The organism is Streptococcus sp. 3874, assembly GCF_013276425.1.
GTDB lineage: Bacteria > Bacillota > Bacilli > Lactobacillales > Streptococcaceae > Streptococcus > Streptococcus pseudopneumoniae.
In genome coordinates this window covers 1-20,550 of the sequence record NZ_VMLA01000045.1, presented here as the reverse complement: position 1 = coordinate 20,550, position 20,550 = coordinate 1, and the positions used below count along the sequence as shown (strand labels likewise).

17 protein-coding genes, 1 tRNA gene and 1 other RNA gene are annotated in these 20,550 nt (G+C 39.4%); 6 read left to right on the top strand and 13 right to left on the bottom strand.

The genetic code is table 11. The features are described 5' to 3' along the window. The 7 genes from HT703_RS05035 to HT703_RS05005 form a co-directional block, all read right to left on the bottom strand. The coding region (locus tag HT703_RS05035; protein ID WP_172929954.1) for a restriction endonuclease subunit S at positions 1–520 on the bottom strand (520 nt) is incomplete at its 3' end. A gap of 12 nt (positions 521–532) precedes the next feature. Continuing rightward, positions 533–2,026, bottom strand: coding sequence for an N-6 DNA methylase (locus tag HT703_RS05030; RefSeq protein WP_000627748.1), 1,494 nt, complete (start codon positions 2,024–2,026; stop codon positions 533–535). A gap of 355 nt (positions 2,027–2,381) precedes the next feature. Further along, complete coding sequence (locus tag HT703_RS05025; protein ID WP_054392701.1) at positions 2,382–3,548, bottom strand: carbamoyl phosphate synthase large subunit; 1,167 nt, start codon at positions 3,546–3,548, stop codon at positions 2,382–2,384. 12 nt (positions 3,549–3,560) lie between these two features. Then, positions 3,561–4,301, bottom strand: coding sequence for an esterase family protein (locus HT703_RS05020; protein ID WP_023932869.1), 741 nt, complete (start codon positions 4,299–4,301; stop codon positions 3,561–3,563). A 20-nt stretch (positions 4,302–4,321) separates the two neighbouring features. Next, a complete protein-coding gene (locus HT703_RS05015) occupies positions 4,322–5,146 on the bottom strand; it encodes an alpha/beta hydrolase (protein ID WP_054392699.1) in 825 nt (274 codons plus the stop codon). Between the two features lie 136 nt (positions 5,147–5,282). Continuing rightward, positions 5,283–6,497 carry a tRNA uracil 4-sulfurtransferase ThiI gene (thiI, locus tag HT703_RS05010; RefSeq protein WP_054392697.1) on the bottom strand — a complete coding sequence of 405 codons (1,215 nt, stop codon included), beginning with the start codon at positions 6,495–6,497 and terminating at the stop codon, positions 5,283–5,285. An 8-nt stretch (positions 6,498–6,505) separates the two neighbouring features. After that, positions 6,506–7,648 carry a cysteine desulfurase family protein gene (locus HT703_RS05005; RefSeq protein WP_050365431.1) on the bottom strand — a complete coding sequence of 381 codons (1,143 nt, stop codon included), beginning with the start codon at positions 7,646–7,648 and terminating at the stop codon, positions 6,506–6,508. A 140-nt stretch (positions 7,649–7,788) separates the two neighbouring features. Here HT703_RS05005 and HT703_RS05000 point away from each other — a divergent pair, with 140 nt between their 5' ends. After that, on the top strand, positions 7,789–8,214 hold the full coding sequence (locus HT703_RS05000; protein ID WP_031222983.1) for a DUF6556 family protein: 426 nt from the start codon (positions 7,789–7,791) through the stop codon (positions 8,212–8,214). 157 nt (positions 8,215–8,371) lie between these two features. On the opposite strand, the gene HT703_RS04995 is transcribed toward HT703_RS05000, so the two are convergent. The 4 genes from HT703_RS04995 to HT703_RS04980 form a co-directional block, all read right to left on the bottom strand. Next, positions 8,372–10,675: a DNA translocase FtsK gene (locus HT703_RS04995; protein ID WP_023936157.1), complete on the bottom strand. Its 2,304-nt coding sequence runs from the start codon at positions 10,673–10,675 to the stop codon at positions 8,372–8,374. Between the two features lie 88 nt (positions 10,676–10,763). Next, complete coding sequence (locus HT703_RS04990) at positions 10,764–12,716, bottom strand: fructose-specific PTS transporter subunit EIIC (protein WP_023936159.1); 1,953 nt, start codon at positions 12,714–12,716, stop codon at positions 10,764–10,766. Next, positions 12,713–13,624, bottom strand: coding sequence for a 1-phosphofructokinase (gene pfkB / locus HT703_RS04985; protein ID WP_023936161.1), 912 nt, complete (start codon positions 13,622–13,624; stop codon positions 12,713–12,715). Before pfkB ends, HT703_RS04990 begins: the two co-directional genes overlap by 4 nt. Continuing rightward, a complete protein-coding gene (locus HT703_RS04980; RefSeq protein WP_023936163.1) occupies positions 13,621–14,361 on the bottom strand; it encodes a DeoR/GlpR family DNA-binding transcription regulator in 741 nt (246 codons plus the stop codon). The genes pfkB and HT703_RS04980 overlap by 4 nt, the downstream gene beginning before the upstream one ends. Before the next feature lie 161 nt (positions 14,362–14,522). Here HT703_RS04980 and HT703_RS04975 point away from each other — a divergent pair. From HT703_RS04975 to HT703_RS04960, 4 genes are all read left to right on the top strand, one after another. Continuing rightward, a tRNA-Ser gene (locus tag HT703_RS04975) sits at positions 14,523–14,610 on the top strand. Between the two features lie 355 nt (positions 14,611–14,965). Further along, the gene (locus HT703_RS04970; RefSeq protein WP_023936165.1) at positions 14,966–15,430 is read left to right on the top strand and encodes a TM2 domain-containing protein; all 465 of its coding nucleotides are present in this window, start codon (positions 14,966–14,968) and stop codon (positions 15,428–15,430) included. Positions 15,431–15,484: 54 nt separating this feature from the next. After that, entirely contained in the window at positions 15,485–15,955 is a 471-nt protein-coding gene (locus HT703_RS04965; RefSeq protein ID WP_023936167.1) for a hypothetical protein, read from the top strand. A 26-nt stretch (positions 15,956–15,981) separates the two neighbouring features. After that, positions 15,982–16,758 carry a DUF1828 domain-containing protein gene (locus HT703_RS04960; RefSeq protein WP_050222948.1) on the top strand — a complete coding sequence of 259 codons (777 nt, stop codon included), beginning with the start codon at positions 15,982–15,984 and terminating at the stop codon, positions 16,756–16,758. A gap of 247 nt (positions 16,759–17,005) precedes the next feature. On the opposite strand, the gene ssrA is transcribed toward HT703_RS04960, so the two are convergent. Both ssrA and cozE read right to left on the bottom strand, forming a co-directional pair. Next, positions 17,006–17,353, bottom strand: a transfer-messenger RNA (tmRNA) gene (gene ssrA, locus HT703_RS04955). 646 nt (positions 17,354–17,999) lie between these two features. Continuing rightward, a complete protein-coding gene (gene cozE, locus HT703_RS04950; protein WP_023936171.1) occupies positions 18,000–19,109 on the bottom strand; it encodes a cell elongation protein CozE in 1,110 nt (369 codons plus the stop codon). 102 nt (positions 19,110–19,211) lie between these two features. On the opposite strand from cozE, the gene pbp3 reads away from it, so the two are divergent. Continuing rightward, the gene (gene pbp3, locus HT703_RS04945; RefSeq protein ID WP_023936173.1) at positions 19,212–20,453 is read left to right on the top strand and encodes a D-alanyl-D-alanine carboxypeptidase PBP3; all 1,242 of its coding nucleotides are present in this window, start codon (positions 19,212–19,214) and stop codon (positions 20,451–20,453) included. Positions 20,454–20,550: the final 97 nt, after the last annotated feature.

The window sequence follows — 20,550 nt, the reverse complement described above, 5'->3', positions numbered from 1 at the left end:
ATCGGGATTTGACGAGCAAGTTTAGTTCATCTAACTGCAATTTTCTTTTAGTAATAAGCCTTTTAATCGTATTAAGAATACAGATAATGTTCTCTTGTTCCTCGATACCTAGCAATTCTAATTGTAAATTAAGTAATATATTCTTGTTTAAATGAGGAATTGTTGCACCTGTTGAATGATCTCGTAAATACTGCGATTTACTTTCCAAAAAGACTCCCAAGTAATCTGATATAATTTTTTCTTTGTATCGCTCATTCTTTTTTAAGACCGTAATTGTACTACCAACAGCTCCCGATAACCCACAACCAATTGTTCCTGCATTAGCACCATCCCATGCTATCAGAATATCATCTGGGAGTGCTTCAGTCATATTTAAACTTTCAGTGAATTTTAAATTATTATTATTTCTTAAATCATCTATTTGAATATAACGTTGGCTTAGAGTTGTTTGTTCAGCAAGTACAGTGGCTTTCTTTCCTTTTTTTAGAGATAAGATTTCCCCCAACTTCACTTTTTTCATACAGCCACCTCCCTACTTGAGTAATTTTTCCAATTCAGCCAAGCCAGCTTGAATTTCTTTTTCTAAATCATTGATTTTCTTTAAGATGACTTCTGTTGGTTCATACTCAACTTTTTCATACTCAATCTCTTTATATTTATTGATAGACAAATCATAATCATTTTCCTTTATCTCAGCAACTGGAACAAAGAAAGATTGATCCGTTCTCTGACGTTCTGCTTCTTTTTCAAGATGATGAAAGCGTTCGATAATATCTGGAATATCATTGTCGCTAATCGGTTGTCGCTTATCATCCAAACTTAAACCATCCGCTTTCATATCGTAAAACCAGACCTTGTCAGTACCACCATTGCCAGTTTTTGTAAAGATGAGAATGGCAGTTGAAACTCCAGCATAAGGCTTGAAAACACCACTAGGCATTGAAATTACAGCATCAAGCTTATGGTTCTCTACAATTTCCTGACGAATTCCTTTATGAGCTTTAGACGAACCAAAAAGGACACCATCAGGTACGATAACTGCTGCTCGTCCACCTGGTTTTAAAGTTCGCAAGAAAAGAGAAAGAAAGAGTAATTCTGTTTTTTTGGTTTTTACGGTTGCAAGAAGGTCATTAGAGGTTGAATTGTAGTCAAGTGAGCCCTTAAAAGGAGGATTTGCTAAAACCAAAGTATATTTATCGGCTTCTTCATTATCTTGAGACAGCGAGTCAAGGTAACTGATTTGTGGATTTTCTACTCCATGTAGCATCATGTTCATCGCCCCAAGTCTCAACATAGTCGTATCCGTATCATTTCCATGAAACATCTGATTATGAAAATGATTGATATTATCTGTATTGGTTTCCCATTCATCTTTCTTACGCTTTAAGTAACGGCTAGCAGATACTAAGAAGCCAGCAGAACCCATAGCAGGATCTGAGATAATATCTTTGATAGTCGGTTGCATCAACTCAACCATCATATCGATGATGTGACGAGGTGTACGGAACTGTCCATTTTTACCTGCGGTCGACAATTTTGATAACAGATATTCATAGATATCTCCGATATCAGTAATACTTTGTTTGTCATTATCAAAATCTACATCTAATCCCCTAGTTGGAAAAACATCTAAGATAGAAATTGCCTTTTGAAGCGTAGCAGGTTTATTTATTTGAAAAATAGCTTCTCGCATATATCGTGAAAAGGCTGTATCATCTGTATCCCCCTTGAGATTTTTAATAAACGGAAAAATCTCCTGAGTCATTAAACGATAAACTTCCTGAGCATCTCCTATATTTTTAAAAGTTGACCAACGGTATTCAGGTTTATCTTTTGGAAAAACTCCCTCATAAGGAATCCCTAGAAATTCAGCATCACTTTCACGTCCAAGCTCGACACTATCCAAATCTTTCATAAATAAGAGATAAGTCAACTGTTCAATATTTGTTAAAGGATTTGCATTTCCTTCTGTCCAAAGAATTTCCCACAACTGATCGATTTTATTTTTTAATTCGCCTGTAATCATATCTTCCCTTTTCTTTAGTTTTTAAAACTTAGTAATATCATTATTTTATCAGATTTCAAACAAAGCTTCAATTAACTATATCTATGCGTCACCTGAATATTTTAATAGACTTGTTTGGTATCTTGAAAACTATATCATATAGGTGTCGTCATGGATCCTTTTAGCTGATTTAAGGATACAAAAACATAATACTATGACTCAATTGAAATATTAAAATTCAATTTCTGACCACCTAATCCTGCTTCAAATAGTTATCGAACAAGTTTTATGATAGCTACCTTGTTAGGATGCTCTTATTTTTTATCAGACAAAACAAAAGGATTAAGGGAGTGAATTTCCTTAATCCGATAGTCTCTTAAGCCTGACGTTGTCCGAAATCAGCAATCATCTGATCCATTTCTTGTCGACTCGGAGTTGTCAGCATATAAAGGTAATCTCCTTGAAGTTCCGCAAAGGCCTCTGGCATGATTTTTTTAACCTTGAACTGCTGGCTATATTTGGCAAGCAAGTCCTCCTCAGAATAGACATAGTGAGCATTTGCACGGCGAGAAGTAGCCAAACAATACTGCGGTTCAAACTCTGACGCTGGGAACTCTTCTCCTGCTACAATAGCAGCATATCCACGATAGAGATCCAAAGAGTGAGCAAAGTTATAAACATCAATAGTGAAACCACCTGCAGGACGGTTATTGTACTCAATGGCAATGTAATCGTCCCCTTCACGGAAGAACTCAATATGGAAGAACCGTTCTTTCATGCCAAATTCCTTGACAATTGCCTCACCATATTTACGTAATTTAGGATCCATATCCTTGAGAACGTAATAAGAATTGTCCATCTTGTAAATCATGAGATCAAGCGGTGTATAGGCGTAATCAAAGGTTGTTGAGAAGACAATTTTACTATCCTTGTCCACAAGACCATCAAAGGTACAAATTTCGCTAGAGGTGACAAATTTCTCAAAGAAATAAACAGTTGAATGATCCCACTCAGACTTGAAGTGATTGATATCGTCTTCTGTCTCAAGCTTAAAGGTGGCGGCCGCTCCCACTCCATTGTCAGGTTTGGCAATCATTGGAAGACCAATTTCTTTCACAGCTTGATCCACATCTGCTTCCGTCTTGATAACTGCTCCAGGGACCACTGGGACACCTGCTTTTTTGAAAAGCTTCTTCATTTCAGACTTAAATTTCGTCTTTTTAATATCCTCTGGTTTGGCACCAAAAACATTAAATTGCTCTCTGAGTGCTGCGTCCAGCTCAAGCCAGTATTCATTATGAGACTCGATGCGATCAAGCGGGCCATGTTTATAAAAGAGAAAAGCAACTGCTCGTTTGACTTCGTCTATGTTCTCAAGATTGTCAACACGGAAATATTCGGTCAGGCTATTGCGTAAAGGCTCATCCAATTGCTCGTATGGTTCTTGGCCAATTCCCAAGACAGTGATGCCTTTATTAGCTAGTTCAATGGTAAACTGTTGAAAGTTTTGTGGATAATAGGGAGAAATAACAAGGTAATTCATAGGTCACTCCTTTTATAAATAGAGATGACCGAGGAAATAAGGCATTTGTTTGCGCCACCATTCCCAGTCGTGGGCGACATCGTGTCCCCATTCAGCAAACCAGGCTGGAATTTGTTTCTGGTCAAAGGATTCTTTGAGCTTGTAGAAAGATGGTAGACCATCTTGTTCCCAGGCACCAAGACCCGTACACAACACAATCTCTGCCTGACGATAACGGTCAATAAACCAGCCGTCGTTCTGGTTCCAGATATAATCTACTGGCGAGTTTTGGTAAATAGCATCATCGTTGTAGTAATCGCCGACAAAGAAACGTGCATCGTAAACACCACTGAGAGCAATCACTTTGGTAAAGACATCTGGATGCTGGAGGAAGAAATTGAGTGCATGATAGGCTCCCATAGAGCAACCTGTCGTCATCATGCCATCAAACCAACCTGTCTTATGCTTGATAAAAGGAATGGCCTCCTCAATCACATAACGTTCGTAGGCACGGTGCATTTCCGCTTGGTCGTGACCATTTTTCCAAGTAGCCAACCAGCTCTCACTGTCCACACTGGATAGGGTAAAGAACTGGACACGGCCTTCCTCGATAAAGGAAGCACAGGCGTCAATCATGCCAAAATCATAGTATTCATTGTGACTGCCACCTGATGAAGCAAAGACCACAACTGGAATTCCAGCATATCCATAACGATTGAGGTACATTTCACGGTTAAGGTGACCACTCCAGTGGCTAAGGTTTTCAATATGCATTGGCTTTCTCCTTTTCTAACTTACCATTTCTCTGCAAAAAATCTCAGACAGTCTGGTAAATTCTCCGACCAAGGGATTTCACTATGGATGGCACCAGACTGAACTTTCAGCACAAGATTATCCAGATGCACTCCCCCTGCTATCAAATCATGGTAATAACGAAGCGATGAGTCGATATAGGCTTGTTTGATATTACCAGCCATCAAGGTCTTGTCTGTATCATCCGCTTCTTCCGTTCCCACATAGATAAAGATACGCTGGTCAGGCGATAGTTTCTGGCGCTCGATATAGCGGTTAAAAGCTTCTTGGTGGAGCCAGTTGGCAGATGAAAAGACGCCCAAGCAACCAATTTGGTTTTGGTATTCCAAACCGATAAACTGGGTAATATTGCCTCCTAGCGAAGACCCAATCATAGCTGTATGCTGGCGGTCTGCTTTTGTACGATAAGTTTCATCTATAAAAGGCTTAACCACCTCCATGACAAACTCGGCATACTCCACACCCTTACCGCCAAACTGCTGCCCTGGGATAGGAGATTCTTGGAACTTCCATGCCGCATACTCATTCATCCGCCCCATACCATCATTGTCAATGGCTACGACAATCATGCGACTGATATCGGGATTTCGTTTGATAGCTGGGATAATCTTCCATGAATGTCCAATGAAAGACTCTTTGCTATAAAAAACATTTTGCCCGTCATGAAAGTAAACAACAGGATAGGAACGATTCGTGTCTTTCTCATAATCTTTAGGCAGAAGAACACGCACACGGCGCTCCTTACCTGTATAAGGAACCTTGAGTTTGTGTTCTTTCATTTTTAGATAAAAGTAGGATTGATTCATTGTCAGAAAACTCTCTATATTCAAAATTTTATCTCATTATATCATAAAAATAGAAAAAAAGTCAGTTTTTTTACCTGTTTTTAGAGAAAAAACTAACTTTCTTTCCTGATTTTCGCTATTCTTTTGTGTTTTCTGATTAGAGCAGATTATCAATCAAGTCATCAACTTCATCTTTTTCAACCTGCGGTGTAATCTCAGTAATCATAATCCCTGCCACTGCTCTCTCAACCAAGCCTTCAACATCCATACGTGCTTCGTACTGCTCTGCATTCTTAATCTTAGGATTGGTCTTAGGACGATCTGGCGCAAAAATCGTACAGCAGTCCTCAAAAGGCTGGATAGAAATGTCAAAGGTGTCAATTTCCTGAGCAATGTCAATGATTTCCAACTTATCCATTGTCACAACTGGACGGATGATGGGAGTGTTGGTAACTGCATTGATAGCCTTCATACTTTCAAGGGTTTGGCTGGCTACTTGACCTAGACTTTCCCCATTGATGATAACCAAACCATTTCGTACCTCACGAATACGGTCGGTAATCCGCATCATAAAGCGACGAGTTAGAGTCATCAAGTAAGCTTCTGGCGCTTTAGCCTTGATTTCCTCTTGAATCTCTGTAAAAGGAACTTCGATAAACTGGATATTGCCGCCAAACTTGGTCAATTTACGGGTCAAGTCCTGCGCTTTCTTGAGGGCACCAGGACTAGTATATGGTGGACTGGCAAAGTGAACAGCCTCAATATCCACTCCACGTTTCAAAGCTAGATAACCAGCTACAGGTGAATCAATCCCTCCTGACAACATGAGCATCCCTTTACCTGAAGTTCCAACTGGCAAACCACCAGCCCCACGAATGGTTTCATAGGAAAGATAAGCCGCCTCCTCACGAATCTCCACCTGAAGATTGATGTCAGGATTTTTCATTTGAGCTTGCACATTTGGAATGGCTTCAAAAACAGCTCCTCCAAGGGTTTGATTGAGTTCACGACTATCCAGTTCAAAATTGTGGTCGCTACGCTTACTAGAAATCTTAAAGGTCATGCCTTCCTTGTAGATGTCCTGCATAATCTCTTGCACAGAAGACTTCAGAACTTCTACAGATTTTTCGACCTTATAGACAGGGGAAAAGTTTTGAATCCCGAAGACTTGCTTGAGTGATTCTGCAACTGCTGTGTAATCTGCTCCATTGAGGTAAGCATGGGCACGGTCACGATCTGCCCTTACCTTAACTTGGGGATAGATAGACAAAACGTCTGAAATATTATTGCGAAGTTTATTGATGAAACGCATACGGTTTTTGCCTTTGGTTGACAGCTCACCGTAGCGAATCATAATTTCTGAATACTGCATAAATGCTCCTATCTTACTTTTCTAGTTTGGTTGTAAATTAATTTTAGCTTGGTCAAAAACTGCTCGACCTGACTCATATCATTTTCAAGGTCTAGGCTAAGACGCACAGCTGACTGGGCCTTATCTTTATCTACTCCCATGGCAATCAGAGTTCCTGCAGGTTTCCCAGCCTTGGACGAACAAGCAGAGGTCGTTGAGATGAAAATATCATAGTCTTCAAAAGCGTGAACGATGACTTCACCACGAACACCCTTGATTCCAAAAGTCAGGATATGAGGGGCAAAGTCTTCCTCATCTGAAAAGACAAAAATATCTGGATAGTCCAGAAGGGCTTGACGAATCACTGCCTTCATCTGCCCAGTCTTGCTCCTAAAGGTATCTAGCTTTTCCATAGATAAACGGAGAGCCTTGGCTGTCGCTGCAATCCCTGCCACATTTTCAGTTGTCGAACGGTAATCACGCTCCTGACCTCCACCAGTCAACAGTGGAGTAATTTTCTTACCAGACTTGATATAGACAAAACCAACACCACGAACTCCGTGGAACTTGTGACCAGAGAAAGTCGCGAAATCCACTCGTTCTGTCAGATATTTTTCAGTTGGAATCTTAGCAAGTGCCTGAACCGCATCAACGTGGAAAGTAATAGTTGGCTTGTCTGCCAATAGTTTTGAAATAGCCTCAATAGGTTGGATAGAACCTATTTCATTGTTCACAGCCATGATGGAAACGAGGATTGTATCAGGTCGTATCAAAACTGCTAGGGCCTCGACGTCCACAAATCCTTCCTTATCAACTGGAGCAAAATCCACTTCAAATCCTTGACTTTTCAGCCAGAGGGCCGATTCCTTAACTGCTGGATGTTCAATGGCTGAAACAATGATGTGCTTGCCAAACTGGGCTTTTTCAAAGGCCACACCCTTGATAACCCAGTTATCTCCTTCTGTCCCACCAGAAGTAAAGAAGATTTCATCGCTTTTCTTACCGATTAAATCTGCAATCTGTTGCCGAGAAGCATCTAAGATTCGTGTTGCCTGGTCTCCCAAACGATGGAGACTAGATGGATTTCCTAAAATTTTTGAAGTCACCTGCATATAGGTTTCAAGGGCTTCAGGATAAGGCTTGGTCGTCGCCGAATTATCAAAGTAAATCATGTTTTCTCACGCTTTCTAAAATCACTCCTTCTATTGTATCATGAAACGGAGCCTGCGACAAGAAAGGGCAATTCCTCTTTTTTTTAAGATTTTTTTTAAAGAAATGCGGTATAATAAATTTTAATCAAAGGAGAGAATGTATGTCTAACTATCGTAGAACTTCAAAACCGAAAACAGAACATATCAAAAAAGGCTTTACTGTTTTTCAAAAAACCATTACTACTATCGGTAGTATCCTCGGCTTGATTACTGCGACTATCACGATTATGAATGCCTTGGATAATAATAAAAATACCAAAAAAGAACCGACGACAACACCGACGACAACCATTGTCAAAGAAATTCAAAAGGAATCCCCTCAGGAAAATACTAGTCCCAATAAGGAAAATAATACTAGTCAAGAAAAAACACAACAAGAGGAAACGCCAAAATCTAGCGTCAAGGAAGAGAAAAAAGAAGATCAGAAAACAGCAACTCAGGACTCTACTACACCTGCTACAAGTAAACCTGCCACTGAAAATGAAAAACAGCCCAATACTCCAACTTCAGAAAATAATACTCAATGAAAATCAAAGAACAAACTAGGAAGCTAGCCGTAGGCTGCTCAANNCACATATATACGGCAAGGCAAAGCTGACGTGGTTTGAAGAGATTTTCGAAGAGTATAAAAGTAATCAATAGCCAGTAAAATAGCTCCTTCCAACCTTGGAAAGAAGCTATTTTTTATTGCTGCAATACTTTTCTTGGCTTGGTACCTTCAGCTGGACCGATGACACCTGCCATCTCAAGCTCTTCCATGAGACGGGTCGCACGGTTAAATCCAACTGACAAACGACGCTGAATCATAGATGCACTGGCTTTCTGAGTTTCGATTACCAAAGCCTTGGCTTCTTCAAAGAGCGGGTCACCACCAGATTCACCATCTGAAAATTCACCGTCGTTTTCAGAAACCTCACCTGGTTCAAAACTATCATCGTAGTCCGCATCTGCCTGAGCCTTGATGAAGTTCACAATGCGCTCAACATCGTCATCCGAGATAAAGGAGCCTTGGAGACGAACTGGATGATTTTCATCAATCGGTTTAAAGAGCATGTCTCCTCGACCAAGAAGTTTTTCTGCTCCATTTTCATCCAAAATCGTACGGGAGTCTGTTCCTGATGAAACCGCAAATGCTACACGAGATGGGACATTAGCCTTGATCAGACCAGAGATGACATCAACGGATGGACGCTGGGTTGCAAGAATCATGTGGATACCTGCAGCCCGCGCCTTCTGTCCAAGACGGATAATAGCATCTTCCACTTCCTTGCTTGCTACCATCATAAGGTCAGCCAACTCATCCACAATCACAACAATAAGTGGTAGTGGAATCTGCTTGTACTCAGACTGAGCATTAAACTCTTCTACCTTGGCATTAAAGCCTGCAATGTTACGAACTCCCACCTTGGCAAAGAGTTCATAACGATTTTCCATCTCATCCACAACCTTTTGCAGGGCCTTGCTGGCCTTGCGTGGATTGGTCACAACTGGAATCAAGAGGTGAGGAATGTCATTGTAAACAGACAACTCAACCATCTTGGGATCCACCATCATAAACTTGACCTGGTCGGGTCTTGCTTTCATCAGAATGCTAGCAATGATGCCATTAACAGCTACTGACTTCCCTGAACCTGTTGAACCTGCGACGAGCAAGTGGGGCATTTTGGAAAGGTCAAAAGCTCTTGCGGTGCCATTAACCGCCTTTCCTAGAGGAATTTCCAAGAGATTTTCTGCTTTCGTTTGAGATTGTTCCCATAGTTCGCGGAAGGATACAGTCGCAATCTCAGAGTTGGGTACTTCGATTCCAACTAAGGATTTCCCCGGGATAGGTGCTTCGATTCGGACATCCTTAGCAGCCAAGGCTAGAGCGAGGTCATCTGCTAGATTGGAAATGCGGTTGACCCGTACACCCACTGCTGGCTTAACTTCATATTTGGTCACTGATGGCCCAATTTCAGCCCGTTCAACTGTTACCTTGATACCAAAGCTAGCAAAGGTTTCTTCTAGAATTTTGATATTTTCCCGAACGATTTTCTTCTCTTTAGACTGGTCTTTGGGTTTATCTGGGGCAAAGAGTTGTAAGCTTGGAAGTTTGTATTCGAGGGCTTCCTTGGCTGAAAAATCGACCTGAACATCTTCATCGTCAGAGCCATCTTCCTGTTCAGGGAATTCAAGTTCAGCTTGAGGCAGGATGATTTCTGGTTCCACCCACTCTTCTTCTGGAACAGGAGGAACGTCAAGCACAACATCATCAGTCAGAATTTCACCCGTTTCCATATCAACAGGAGGTAAATCGAGTAAGGCTTTTTCAGCTTCTTCTTGTTCTAATCTAGCCTCTTTCTCAGCCTTTTGACGAGCTTTTTCTTCTTGTTTGACAAAACGTTCCTCTTTTCGACGCTCATGCCCTTCCCGCCATTTAGCAAAGCCTCTACTGAAAAATTCCGCAATATCGTAAACAGACCAAGGACTGACTAGGAGAGCACCCACTAAAATCAAGATAGAACCAATAAAGTAAGTGCCGATATTTGAAAAGAGAAAGGCGGTTGGAATATAAAGAGCGACACCAATCAAGCCCCCTCCAGCAAAACTGGTCGTTCGAAAACCAGTTAAATCCGTCACAACCTGAGCCATGGTTCCTTTTAAAACCGACTTGTCCAAACCATATTTCCAAACTAAGTAGGCCTCAAAAATCAAGAGCAAGCCAGCAAATATGGTGAAAAATCCTGATAAGAGTCCTTCCTGTTTTCGTATCCACTTGAAAAAGAAGAGATAGATCAATAGGGCAAATATTGCCAGATAAGCTAGACTACCCACCAACAAGCGAATTAAATTGTAAAGAGTGATACCTGCAGCTCCTAATTTAAAAGCTGCGAAAATCAATAAAAGGGCGATTCCCAACGAAATCAACATCCGTTGAATCGCTTCTTTTCTTTCGAGTTCTGCTTTAGACGGTCTCCGTCTTGTTTTACTTGTATTCTTGTTTGCCATTCTTCTATTATACCATATTTCACAGGCATTTCGGAAAGAGAAAAAGACTGCACCAAACGGTCCAATCTTTTCATTTTCTATTTAAGTTTTATGCTTGGGGTTTGCGTAGGTAACCATAGACCACACCACTTACGATTGCTCCTACCAAGACAGAAACGAGGTAAAGAAGAGCATTTGAAGTAAGGGCGATAACGAAGATTCCTCCGTGTGGCGCCATGAGTTTGATACCAGTAAGACCAACGAGGCCACCTGCTACTGCTGAACCAAGAATGAAGCTTGGGATCGCACGAGCTGGGTCAGCAGCTCCAAATGGAATCGCTCCCTCAGTGATAAATGACAAGCCCATGATGATATTTGTCAAACCAGAGTTGCGTTCTTCCTTAGTAAATTTATCTTTGAAAAGAAGAGTTGCGACAAAGATTGCAAGTGGTGGCACCATTCCTCCAGCCATAACAGCTGCCATAGCCACAGAACCACCTGAAGAAACAGTTGCTGCAAGCGTACCTGTACCAAAGACATAAGCCGCTTTGTTAACTGGTCCACCCATGTCAACAGCCATCATTCCACCAAGGACGATACCAAGAAGGACAGCTGAACCTCCTCCAAGACCGCCTAGGAAGTCATTCATAGCAGTGTTGATTGCTGCCATTGGGATGTTAACAGCTAGCATGACAAATCCTGTCAAGATTGTTCCAAGAAGTGGCAATAGAAGGATTGATTTAGCACCTTCGAGTGAACGAGGAACTTTAACGTATTTCTTGATGGCAAGAACCAAGGCACCTGCGATAAATCCACCAACAAGGGCACCTAGGAAACCAGATGAGACACCTGCAAGAGTTGAAGTTGCTTCACCACCTGCGGCATAAGGAATTTTACCAAAGGCAAAACCTTCTTTGGCAATAGCACCAGCCACGAAACCTGCTACCAAACCCGGTTTTTCAGCAATAGAGTAGGCAACATAACCTGCAAAGACTGGAAGCATCAAACCAAAGGCAGCACCACCGATTTTCACGAACATAGAAGCTAGTTCATGGTAAGAACCAAGACTGCCAAGGTTTTCATTCGGAACACCCAAAGCACCGTCAATCAAGAAGGCAAGGGCAATCATGATACCACCACCGATAACGAATGGTAACATTTGAGAGACACCACTCATCAAGTGTTTATAGAAGGCTCCACCAAGGCTTTGTTTTTCGTTAGAGGCTGTTGCAGCTTTTGTACCATTAGCGGCACGGTAGATTTCAGCATCTCCTGAAAGAGCCAAGTTAATCAATTCTTCTGTCTTACGGATACCGTCAGCAACCGGACGATTGATCAATGGTTTGCCATCGAAACGATCCATCTCAACTGCCTTGTCTGCAGCGATGATAACAGCTTTAGCCTTGCGGATGTCCTCAGCAGTTAGTTGGTTTCCAACACCGCTAGCACCATTGGTTTCGACCTTAATTCCAACACCCATTTCAGCAGCCACTTTTTGAAGGGCTTCTTGGGCCATGTAAGTGTGGGCAATACCTGTCGTACAAGCTGTAACAGCTACGATAAAGTCACCAGAGTCATTAGCAGGTGCTTGAACAGGTTCCTCAGTTTTTTCTGAAGCTTGGTTAAAGAGGTCAATAACTTGATTAGCTGATGTTACTTGACGAAGTTTATCAGCAAAGCCGTCTTTCATCAAGTATTGAGACAATTCTGCCAAGGCTGCCAAGTGAGTGTCATTAGCTCCTTCTGGAGCCGCAATCATGAAGAAGAGATCAGTTGCTTGTCCATCCAAGCTATCATAATCAACACCCTTATTTGACTTGGCAAAGAGAACAGTCGCTTCTTTGACAGCAGCGTTTTTGCTGTGAGGCATTGCGATTCCGTCACCCAAACCTGTAGAAGTCAAGGATTCACGCGCCAAAATTCCTTCTTTAAATGTTTCAAAATCTGTCACATAACCGTGGTCTACCAAGCTTTTAATCATCTCTTCGATGACAGCAGTTTTTTCAGTTGCCTGCAAATCCAGCAACATGACATCTTTTTTCAATAGGTCTTGAATTTTCATCGTTTTTCTACCTCAACTTTTTCATATGTTTCTTTAATAAATTCTGCTGTTGCCAAGTCATCTGAGAATGTCGTTGCTGTTCCACAAGCAACTCCCCATTTGAAGGCTTCTACTGCGTCTTTGGATTTGACAAATTCACCTGTAAATCCAGCGACCATAGAATCACCAGCCCCAACTGAATTTTTGACTGTTCCCTTGATTGGTTTAGCAAAGTATGCTCCCTCAAATGTGACAAGAAGGGCACCGTCACCAGCCATAGAGATAATGACGTTTTGAGCACCCTTAACCAGTAACTCTCGAGCATATTTCTCAATTTGGTCCAAACTGTCAAGTTTAACCCCAAAGATCGCTCCAAGTTCGTGATTATTTGGTTTGACCAAAAGTGGCTGATAGTCCAAACTATCAATCAAGGTCTGTCCTTCAAAGTCACAAACCACTTGCGCACCAGTCTGGCGCGTCAAGGAAATCAAATCCTTATAGATAACATTGCCTAGATTTTTAGCACTTGAACCTGCAAACACAACCGTATCTTCTGCTGTCAGACTAGATAAAATAGCTTTCAATTCTTCTAGCTGAGCTGGTTCCACATTTGGACCCCTTCCGTTGATTTCTGTTTCTTGGTCTGCTTTGATTTTAACATTGATACGAGTATCTTCTGCCACTTGGACAAAACGTGTCTCGATTTCTTCATCAGCCAAAGTATCTGTGATAAATTTACCAGTAAAGCCACCGATAAATCCCGTCGCTGTATTTGGAATATCCAAGCGTTTCAAGACACGACTGACATTGATTCCTTTCCCACCAGCAAACTTATCATCACTGTCCATACGATTGACACTACCGACTTGGACTTGGTCCAAACGAACGATATAGTCAATGGATGGATTGAGTGTGACTGTATAAATCATACTTCTATTACCTCCGTTTTCTCCTTAATAGCCTGCAAGAGCTCATGCCCTTGGCTTGTGATAACAATAGCTCGCTTGAGTGGTGCTACCTTGGCAAAGCAAGTTTGTCCAATTTTAGACGAATCCACCAAGACATAGGTCTGTTTGGCATTCTCTAAAATAGCACGCTTCACAGCCCCCTCCTCCATATCAGGAGTCGTATAATAGCCATCGTCCACACCATTCATCCCAATAAAGGCACGGTCAAAGTGCAATTGGTTAATCTGGTTAAGAGCAACGCCCCCGATACTAGCATCCGTCGCTGTCTTGACGCTTCCTCCAACTATGACAGTTGGAATCTGCTTTTCAACCAACTGAGCGGCATGGTGAATGGAGTTGGTCACAACAGTAATATTCTTATTGATCAATTCATGAATCAAAAAGGCTGTAGTTGTTCCAGCATCGATAAAGATGACATCTTGTTCCTTGATGAGAGAAGCAGCTTTCTGAGCCAGCAACTTCTTTTCTTGAAGGTTTTTGACAGATTTCTCTTGAATGGTTTCTTCTTCCTGCAAGGAATGGGGCAATTCTGCTCCACCATGCACGCGACGAAGCTTGTTTTCAGCTTCCAATTCATCCAAGTCTCTTCGAACCGTTGATTCTGACGTTTCTAGCAAACTAACTAATTTTTCTAGAGAGACTACATGATGTTGATTCAACTCCACTAAAATCAGTTGCTTCCGCTCTGTTTTTAACACTGAATCACCTCCTGTTATCGTTTACACTATTTATTCTATCACACTTTCTTTCAAAGTCAAGCATTTTTTATCATTTTCTTTCAATTTCTATCATTTTTCTTATTTCCAGAATTTTTATTGCAAGATAAGAGCCTTTATGGTAGACTATTTGAGTAAGTATTGGAAGATTACTCAAGAGGCTTAAGAGGCCGTGTTGGAAACGCGGTAGGCGTGTAACAGCGTGCGTGGGTTCGAATCCCATGTCTTCCGTGGAAAAACAGATCTAATACATGATACCCTAAAACTTTGTATTTCTATCTTAGTTTTTGGGTATTTTGTAATTTCTTTACAATCTCCACATCGTTTCAATATACAAGTTCTAGAGAGAGTATGAATTCTTTCCACTCCCTTCTTATCTCATACTATTTTACAAACAGTAAAAGACAAAATCTCAAATACTTCAAGTTTAATTAATCCAGTTTCTTAAACTCTTACTTTTTAACTAAACCATAAAAGATTTTCTTTTCGTTCTTTTTTTGATATACTTTACTTATAAAAACAGATAAATTAAATATCAAAACTTATTATGAAATTCTATAGAGTGTAAAATGAAGGGAAGAACAAAATGTCAAAAGTTGTTAAAGTTACAGGAGCAGAGGTTGTAATCTCACATAATGAAGAGTACTTAAAAATAAATCCATCTGAATTAAATTTTGTTCCAAAATTAGGTGACGAAGTTGAAATTCATAAAGTAGATGGTGAGATTATTATCATGAAAGTTGAAGATAAAAAAGACGACAAAATTAATATTAACATTGTCAATGAAAACAACGCTGTGCAAAATCAGTCACAAGTTGTTCACACTCAAGAAATCGCTACGGGTGTACATTATGTTAATAAGTGGGTTTATGTTATTCTTGCTTTATTCTTAGGCGGATTGGGTATACATCATTTTTACGCAGGATATAACGGAAAAGGTTTCCTTTTTCTGATTTTATCTTTAACAGGAATACCTGCTATTATTGCACTTTTCCAAGGCATCATAGCTCTCTTTAAGAAACCAGATGCATACGGAAGGATCGCTGTCTGATCTACATTTCAGATTTCCACTCTCTAGAATGTAGATAAAGTAGAAAGGAAAGATATGAAAGAGTTACTTCTGACAGATAGTGAAGCTAAAGCTCTCATAAAAATAATTAAAGCAATTGCTAATAAACACAATCGAACTCTTACGAATCGCAGTTCAGGTACTATTGACCTTGTTGGCAAGCATGATACTAGATTTATTTTGAACTACTTCTACAGCACTACAAGCAAAGTTTTTCATCTAAGGGAAACTCAACACAACTATACTCTCTTACGAATCAATCTAAATAATAAATTCCATAAGAACGCAAACGGCGAGAAAGTTTGGGGCAATCGAGTTAACATCTTCTCTGAAGAAGAGTATTATCAAAAAGGGGATGAAACAACTCATTACAAAGCCTATCCACTACCTTATGAAGATATTCTTAACACTGATGACTTCCTGAATATGCTTGATAATTTGCTTGACTATACCAATGTGAACAATCCTGAAAATATAGCAATTAATATACAAGAGGATTTGTTATAATCACCCTATAAAGAAAGGAGAATATCATGAATGCTACTGATATCAAAAATACCTATCTAAATTACATAAAAGAAAACGCTGTTTTTAACGATGTGACTGATACTCATACTGAAGTGATTACTCCTTTTATAGACCCATTAGGTGAAGCTATTGGTTTCTCAATAAAAAGCAATGGAAAACATTTGACAGTTACAGATGATGGTTATACTATCTGGAATTTATCCATTAATAATATTGATGTTACAAAAAAAGGGCGACGTCAAGACATCTTTAACTCACTTCTCCACTTTAATGGATTTGATTTACACGATGGAGCAATCGAACGGACGACTGGTAAAGAACATCTAGGACAAGTCATACATGATATGACACAATTGCTGATGAATGTTTATGACTTTATTCAGCTAACACCTAACAATATTAAATCTCAATTTTTAGACGATGTTAAATCTTACTTCATGAAAAATGAGCATTACACAGTCTTTCCAGCTTTCTCAATTGCAGGTAAATCTCGTTTAGAACACCGCTTTAATTTTGTGTTTATGAGTAAAGGTATTTCAAAAATAGCCAGAGTTCACAATAACATAACCAAACAACAAGTTGATACTATCTTAGCTAGTTGGTTAGATACATCTGAATACCGTAGAAAAGAATATGGAGATACAGAACAGTTGTATATCATTGTAAGCGATGAAGGGTATAATAATATCAAAGATGACCATCAAATCGCTCTACAAGAGTATGGTATTAACATTTTGAACTTCTCAGATAAAGAACAATTAGAGGTCCAATTAGGGAAGTAACTACAAAAAATCCTATATTTACTAAAGCATGCAGAGGAATACTCGAATCGGAGAACGCTTTACGAAGTACATAGATTTCTAGGATGCAACAAATGTTGTATCCTTTTTTTGTATCCCTTTTTTAAAAATAGGGTCTGTTTTAGGCTCTGTTTGTGACTCCTTTTTTAGCAAAAGAATGCAAAGGAATACCAAAGACAAAAACAAAAAACGTTGATTTAACAACGTTTTACCAAGGAATGCAAAGGAATAATGGAGCCGGTGGGAGTCGAACCCACGTCCAAACACCTGCCAACATATTTGTCTACAACCATAGGTTATGTATTAGTTTAACAGCCCCTCGACACATAACTCAAGCCTAGAAACTGCGAGTCTATCAATCTCTTATCAAGCCGCTAGACAAGACTCAATCGTATCTCGCTAATAATAAGACCTGTCATTGAACACGAGCAATCCAAATCGGGTCACGCCTGCTGGTTTTTAGGCAGCTAGAGCGTAAGAAGTGTTATTTTTTGCAGTTATATTTAACTGAGCGTTTACGTCGCCACACGAGTCGCAAAATATGCCTCATAATGCCTGTCGAATCCGTAACGACCCCAAAAGACAATAAAACCATTATACCTTATCTAACACGAAAATGCAAAAAAGAAATCACATACCTAAAAAAGATACTATTCGAGAAATTTAGCAAACTGGGAGACTAACTACAACTTTCTCAGTGCATAACTTTACGATTGTGAATAGAGCTTACGAAATCCAATTAACACCTACCTAAGATAAAGCTATCTGTTTTGAAGAAATTCACGAAGAGAATTATTCTAAAATACTTTCAGATGAGAATTTTCCTACTCTCTTTGTTTCAATTCATTTGAGTTTAAAAACAATAAAATCAATCCTTATATTATTCGGACTACTTTTCACTTATTGCACCAAAATATAGTAAAATGAAATAAGAATAGGACGAATAGATCAGGACAGTCAAACCGATTTCTAACAATGTTTTAGAATTAGAGGTGTACTATTCTAGTTTCAATCTACTATAAATAGGTTTCATTCGAACTTTAATAGACTATGAAAACCAGTGGAACTTATCCTGACACGGAATTCCACTGGTTTTTTCGATTTTTACCAGATTAACTTCTACTATTCTTAGCTGTGAAAATTAGTTTAGGACTTTAACTTATTTTCAATCTTCTAATCTAAAGGCCACTTCCAGTAAAGAAAAATCAGGGGTCTCCTGACTTTTACTTAGCTAATTCTCTTTCTCGTTCTTTCATTATTTTATGATTTTCATACAAACGGGATAAGAACTTAGAAATTTCTTTTAAGATAGAATAGGTTGGCACTGCGACAATCATTCCAACTACACCATAGATATTGCTTGACAACAAAAGTAAAACTAAAATCGTGATTGGATGAACCTTCATAACACTTCCTACGATTCGAGGATATAAGATATTGCCATCTACCTGCTGAACAACAAGCATATAAATCACTGCAATCAGCATTCTATGGGGATCAGTGAATATATTTGCAATAATCATAGGAATCAAACCAATACTTGGCCCCACATAAGGAATTAAATTGGCTACACCAGAAAAAATAGCAAAAACTAAAGCATATTTTAAACCAATAATACTATAGCCAATATAAGCTAAACAACCTATAATGATTGCGTCAATCGAAACTCCACTAATATAGCGAGCAATCGTCGCATTTAAATTCTTTAAGAGACCTGCGATATGCAAGCGATCCCTCTTTAGAACCGTTCTTTCAAGCATGGGCAAGAATTTATGTCCATCTAATAAGAAATAAACCAAAAAAACTGGAGTCATAATCAAAATCAAAACAGTACTGATAAGAGCTGACAAGACGCTCCCCACACTATTTGATACGCTATTTAGGATCTTTTGAAGAATATCAACATAGGATAAGTTTAACTGCTGAATTGTAGCTTCTACATCCAAATTCTGGAGCGCAGGATAATTAGATAAGTCTATGATTAAGTCTTGTACTCGACTATAAATAGTTTGACTAGATATAATCAAGCTAGATAACTGATTAATCAAAATAGGTAAGAGATAGACAACACCTATGACCATTCCCCAGACCAAAGCACACAAGGTAATTAAAATACCAAGTAAACGATTGAGTTTACAGACTTTATTTAAGAAAGTAACAATAGGGTTTGTCAAATAATAAAGAAAGCCCCCTAATAAAAATGGAATCATAATTGTATTAAGCACGCTAACAAAAGGGTTAATCAAAGACCCCATCTGTCTCCATAGGTAAAAGATGATGGTTAAGAGTAAAATTTCTGTGGTCCAAAAAAATAATTTATTTCTACGAAACATGAGTTACCTCCCTCACTCTATTTTACCATATTTTCAAAAAGCTTAACGGATGAATTATTAAAGCAAGAATATTTTTTTTCTTTATGATAGAATAAGACTACTATGAAAAAAATATTGTTAACTTTATTAACTGTCTCCCTTTTAGGAGGTGCTTCTACTGTTGCTGCTCAAGATTTTACCATTGCTGCAAAACATGCCATTGCTGTTGAGGCAAATACTGGTAAAATTCTCTATGAGAAGGATGCAACGCAACCTGTCGAAATTGCTTCCATAACAAAATTGATTACTGTTTATCTGGTCTATGAAGCTTTGGAAAAGGGAAGTATTACCCTCTCCACTCCTGTAGATATTTCTGATTATCCTTATCAATTGACGACAAATTCTGAAGCCAGTAATGTTCCTATGGAGGCCCGTAATTATACTGTCGAAGAGTTGCTTGAAGCAACTCTGGTATCTAGTGCCAACAGCGCCGCTATTGCCCTAGCTGAGAAAATTGCTGGCTCAGAAAAAAACTTCGTTGATATGATGCGAGCAAAACTCTTGGAATGGGGAATCAAAGATGCTACTGTTGTCAATACAACTGGTCTTAACAACGAGACTCTAGGAGATAATATTTACCCGGGCTCAAAAAAAGATGATGAAAACAAGCTCAGTGCTTATGATGTTGCTATTGTTGCTCGTAACCTCATCAAAAAATACCCACAAGTCTTGGAAATCACCAAAAAACCTTCTTCTACTTTTGCTGGAATGACAATCACTTCGACCAACTACATGTTAGAAGGTATGCCTGCTTACCGTGGTGGTTTTGATGGACTGAAAACAGGAACAACAGATAAGGCTGGAGAGTCTTTTGTTGGTACTACTGTCGAAAAAGGCATGAGGGTTATCACTGTTATTTTGAATGCAGATCATCAAGACAATAATCCTTACTCTCGTTTTACAGCTACATCTTCCCTAATGGATTATATTTCTTCTACATTTACACTTCGCAAAATCGTTCAGCAAGGCGATGCCTATCAAGATAGCAAAGCCCCTGTACAAGATGGAAAAGAAGATACGGTCACTGCAGTGGCTCCAGAGGATATCTATCTAATTGAACGTATCGGGAATCAATCTTCTCAATCTATTCAATTCACACCTGATTCCAAAGCAATCCCAGCACCACTTGAAGCTGGAACAGTGGTTGGCCATTTGACTTACGAAGACAAGGACTTGATTGGTCAAGGTTACATCACCACAGAGCGCCCTAGTTTCGAAATGGTTGCAGACAAGAAAATGGAAAAAGCCTTCTTCTTAAAAGTTTGGTGGAATCAGTTTGTCCGCTTTGTTAACGAGAAATTATAAAAAAATCGCGATTTAAACCGCGATTTTTTTTTATTACAAATTCATCTTCAAAGTTCTTGATTTTGAGTAGATCTAATGCTCAATGAAAATCAAAGAG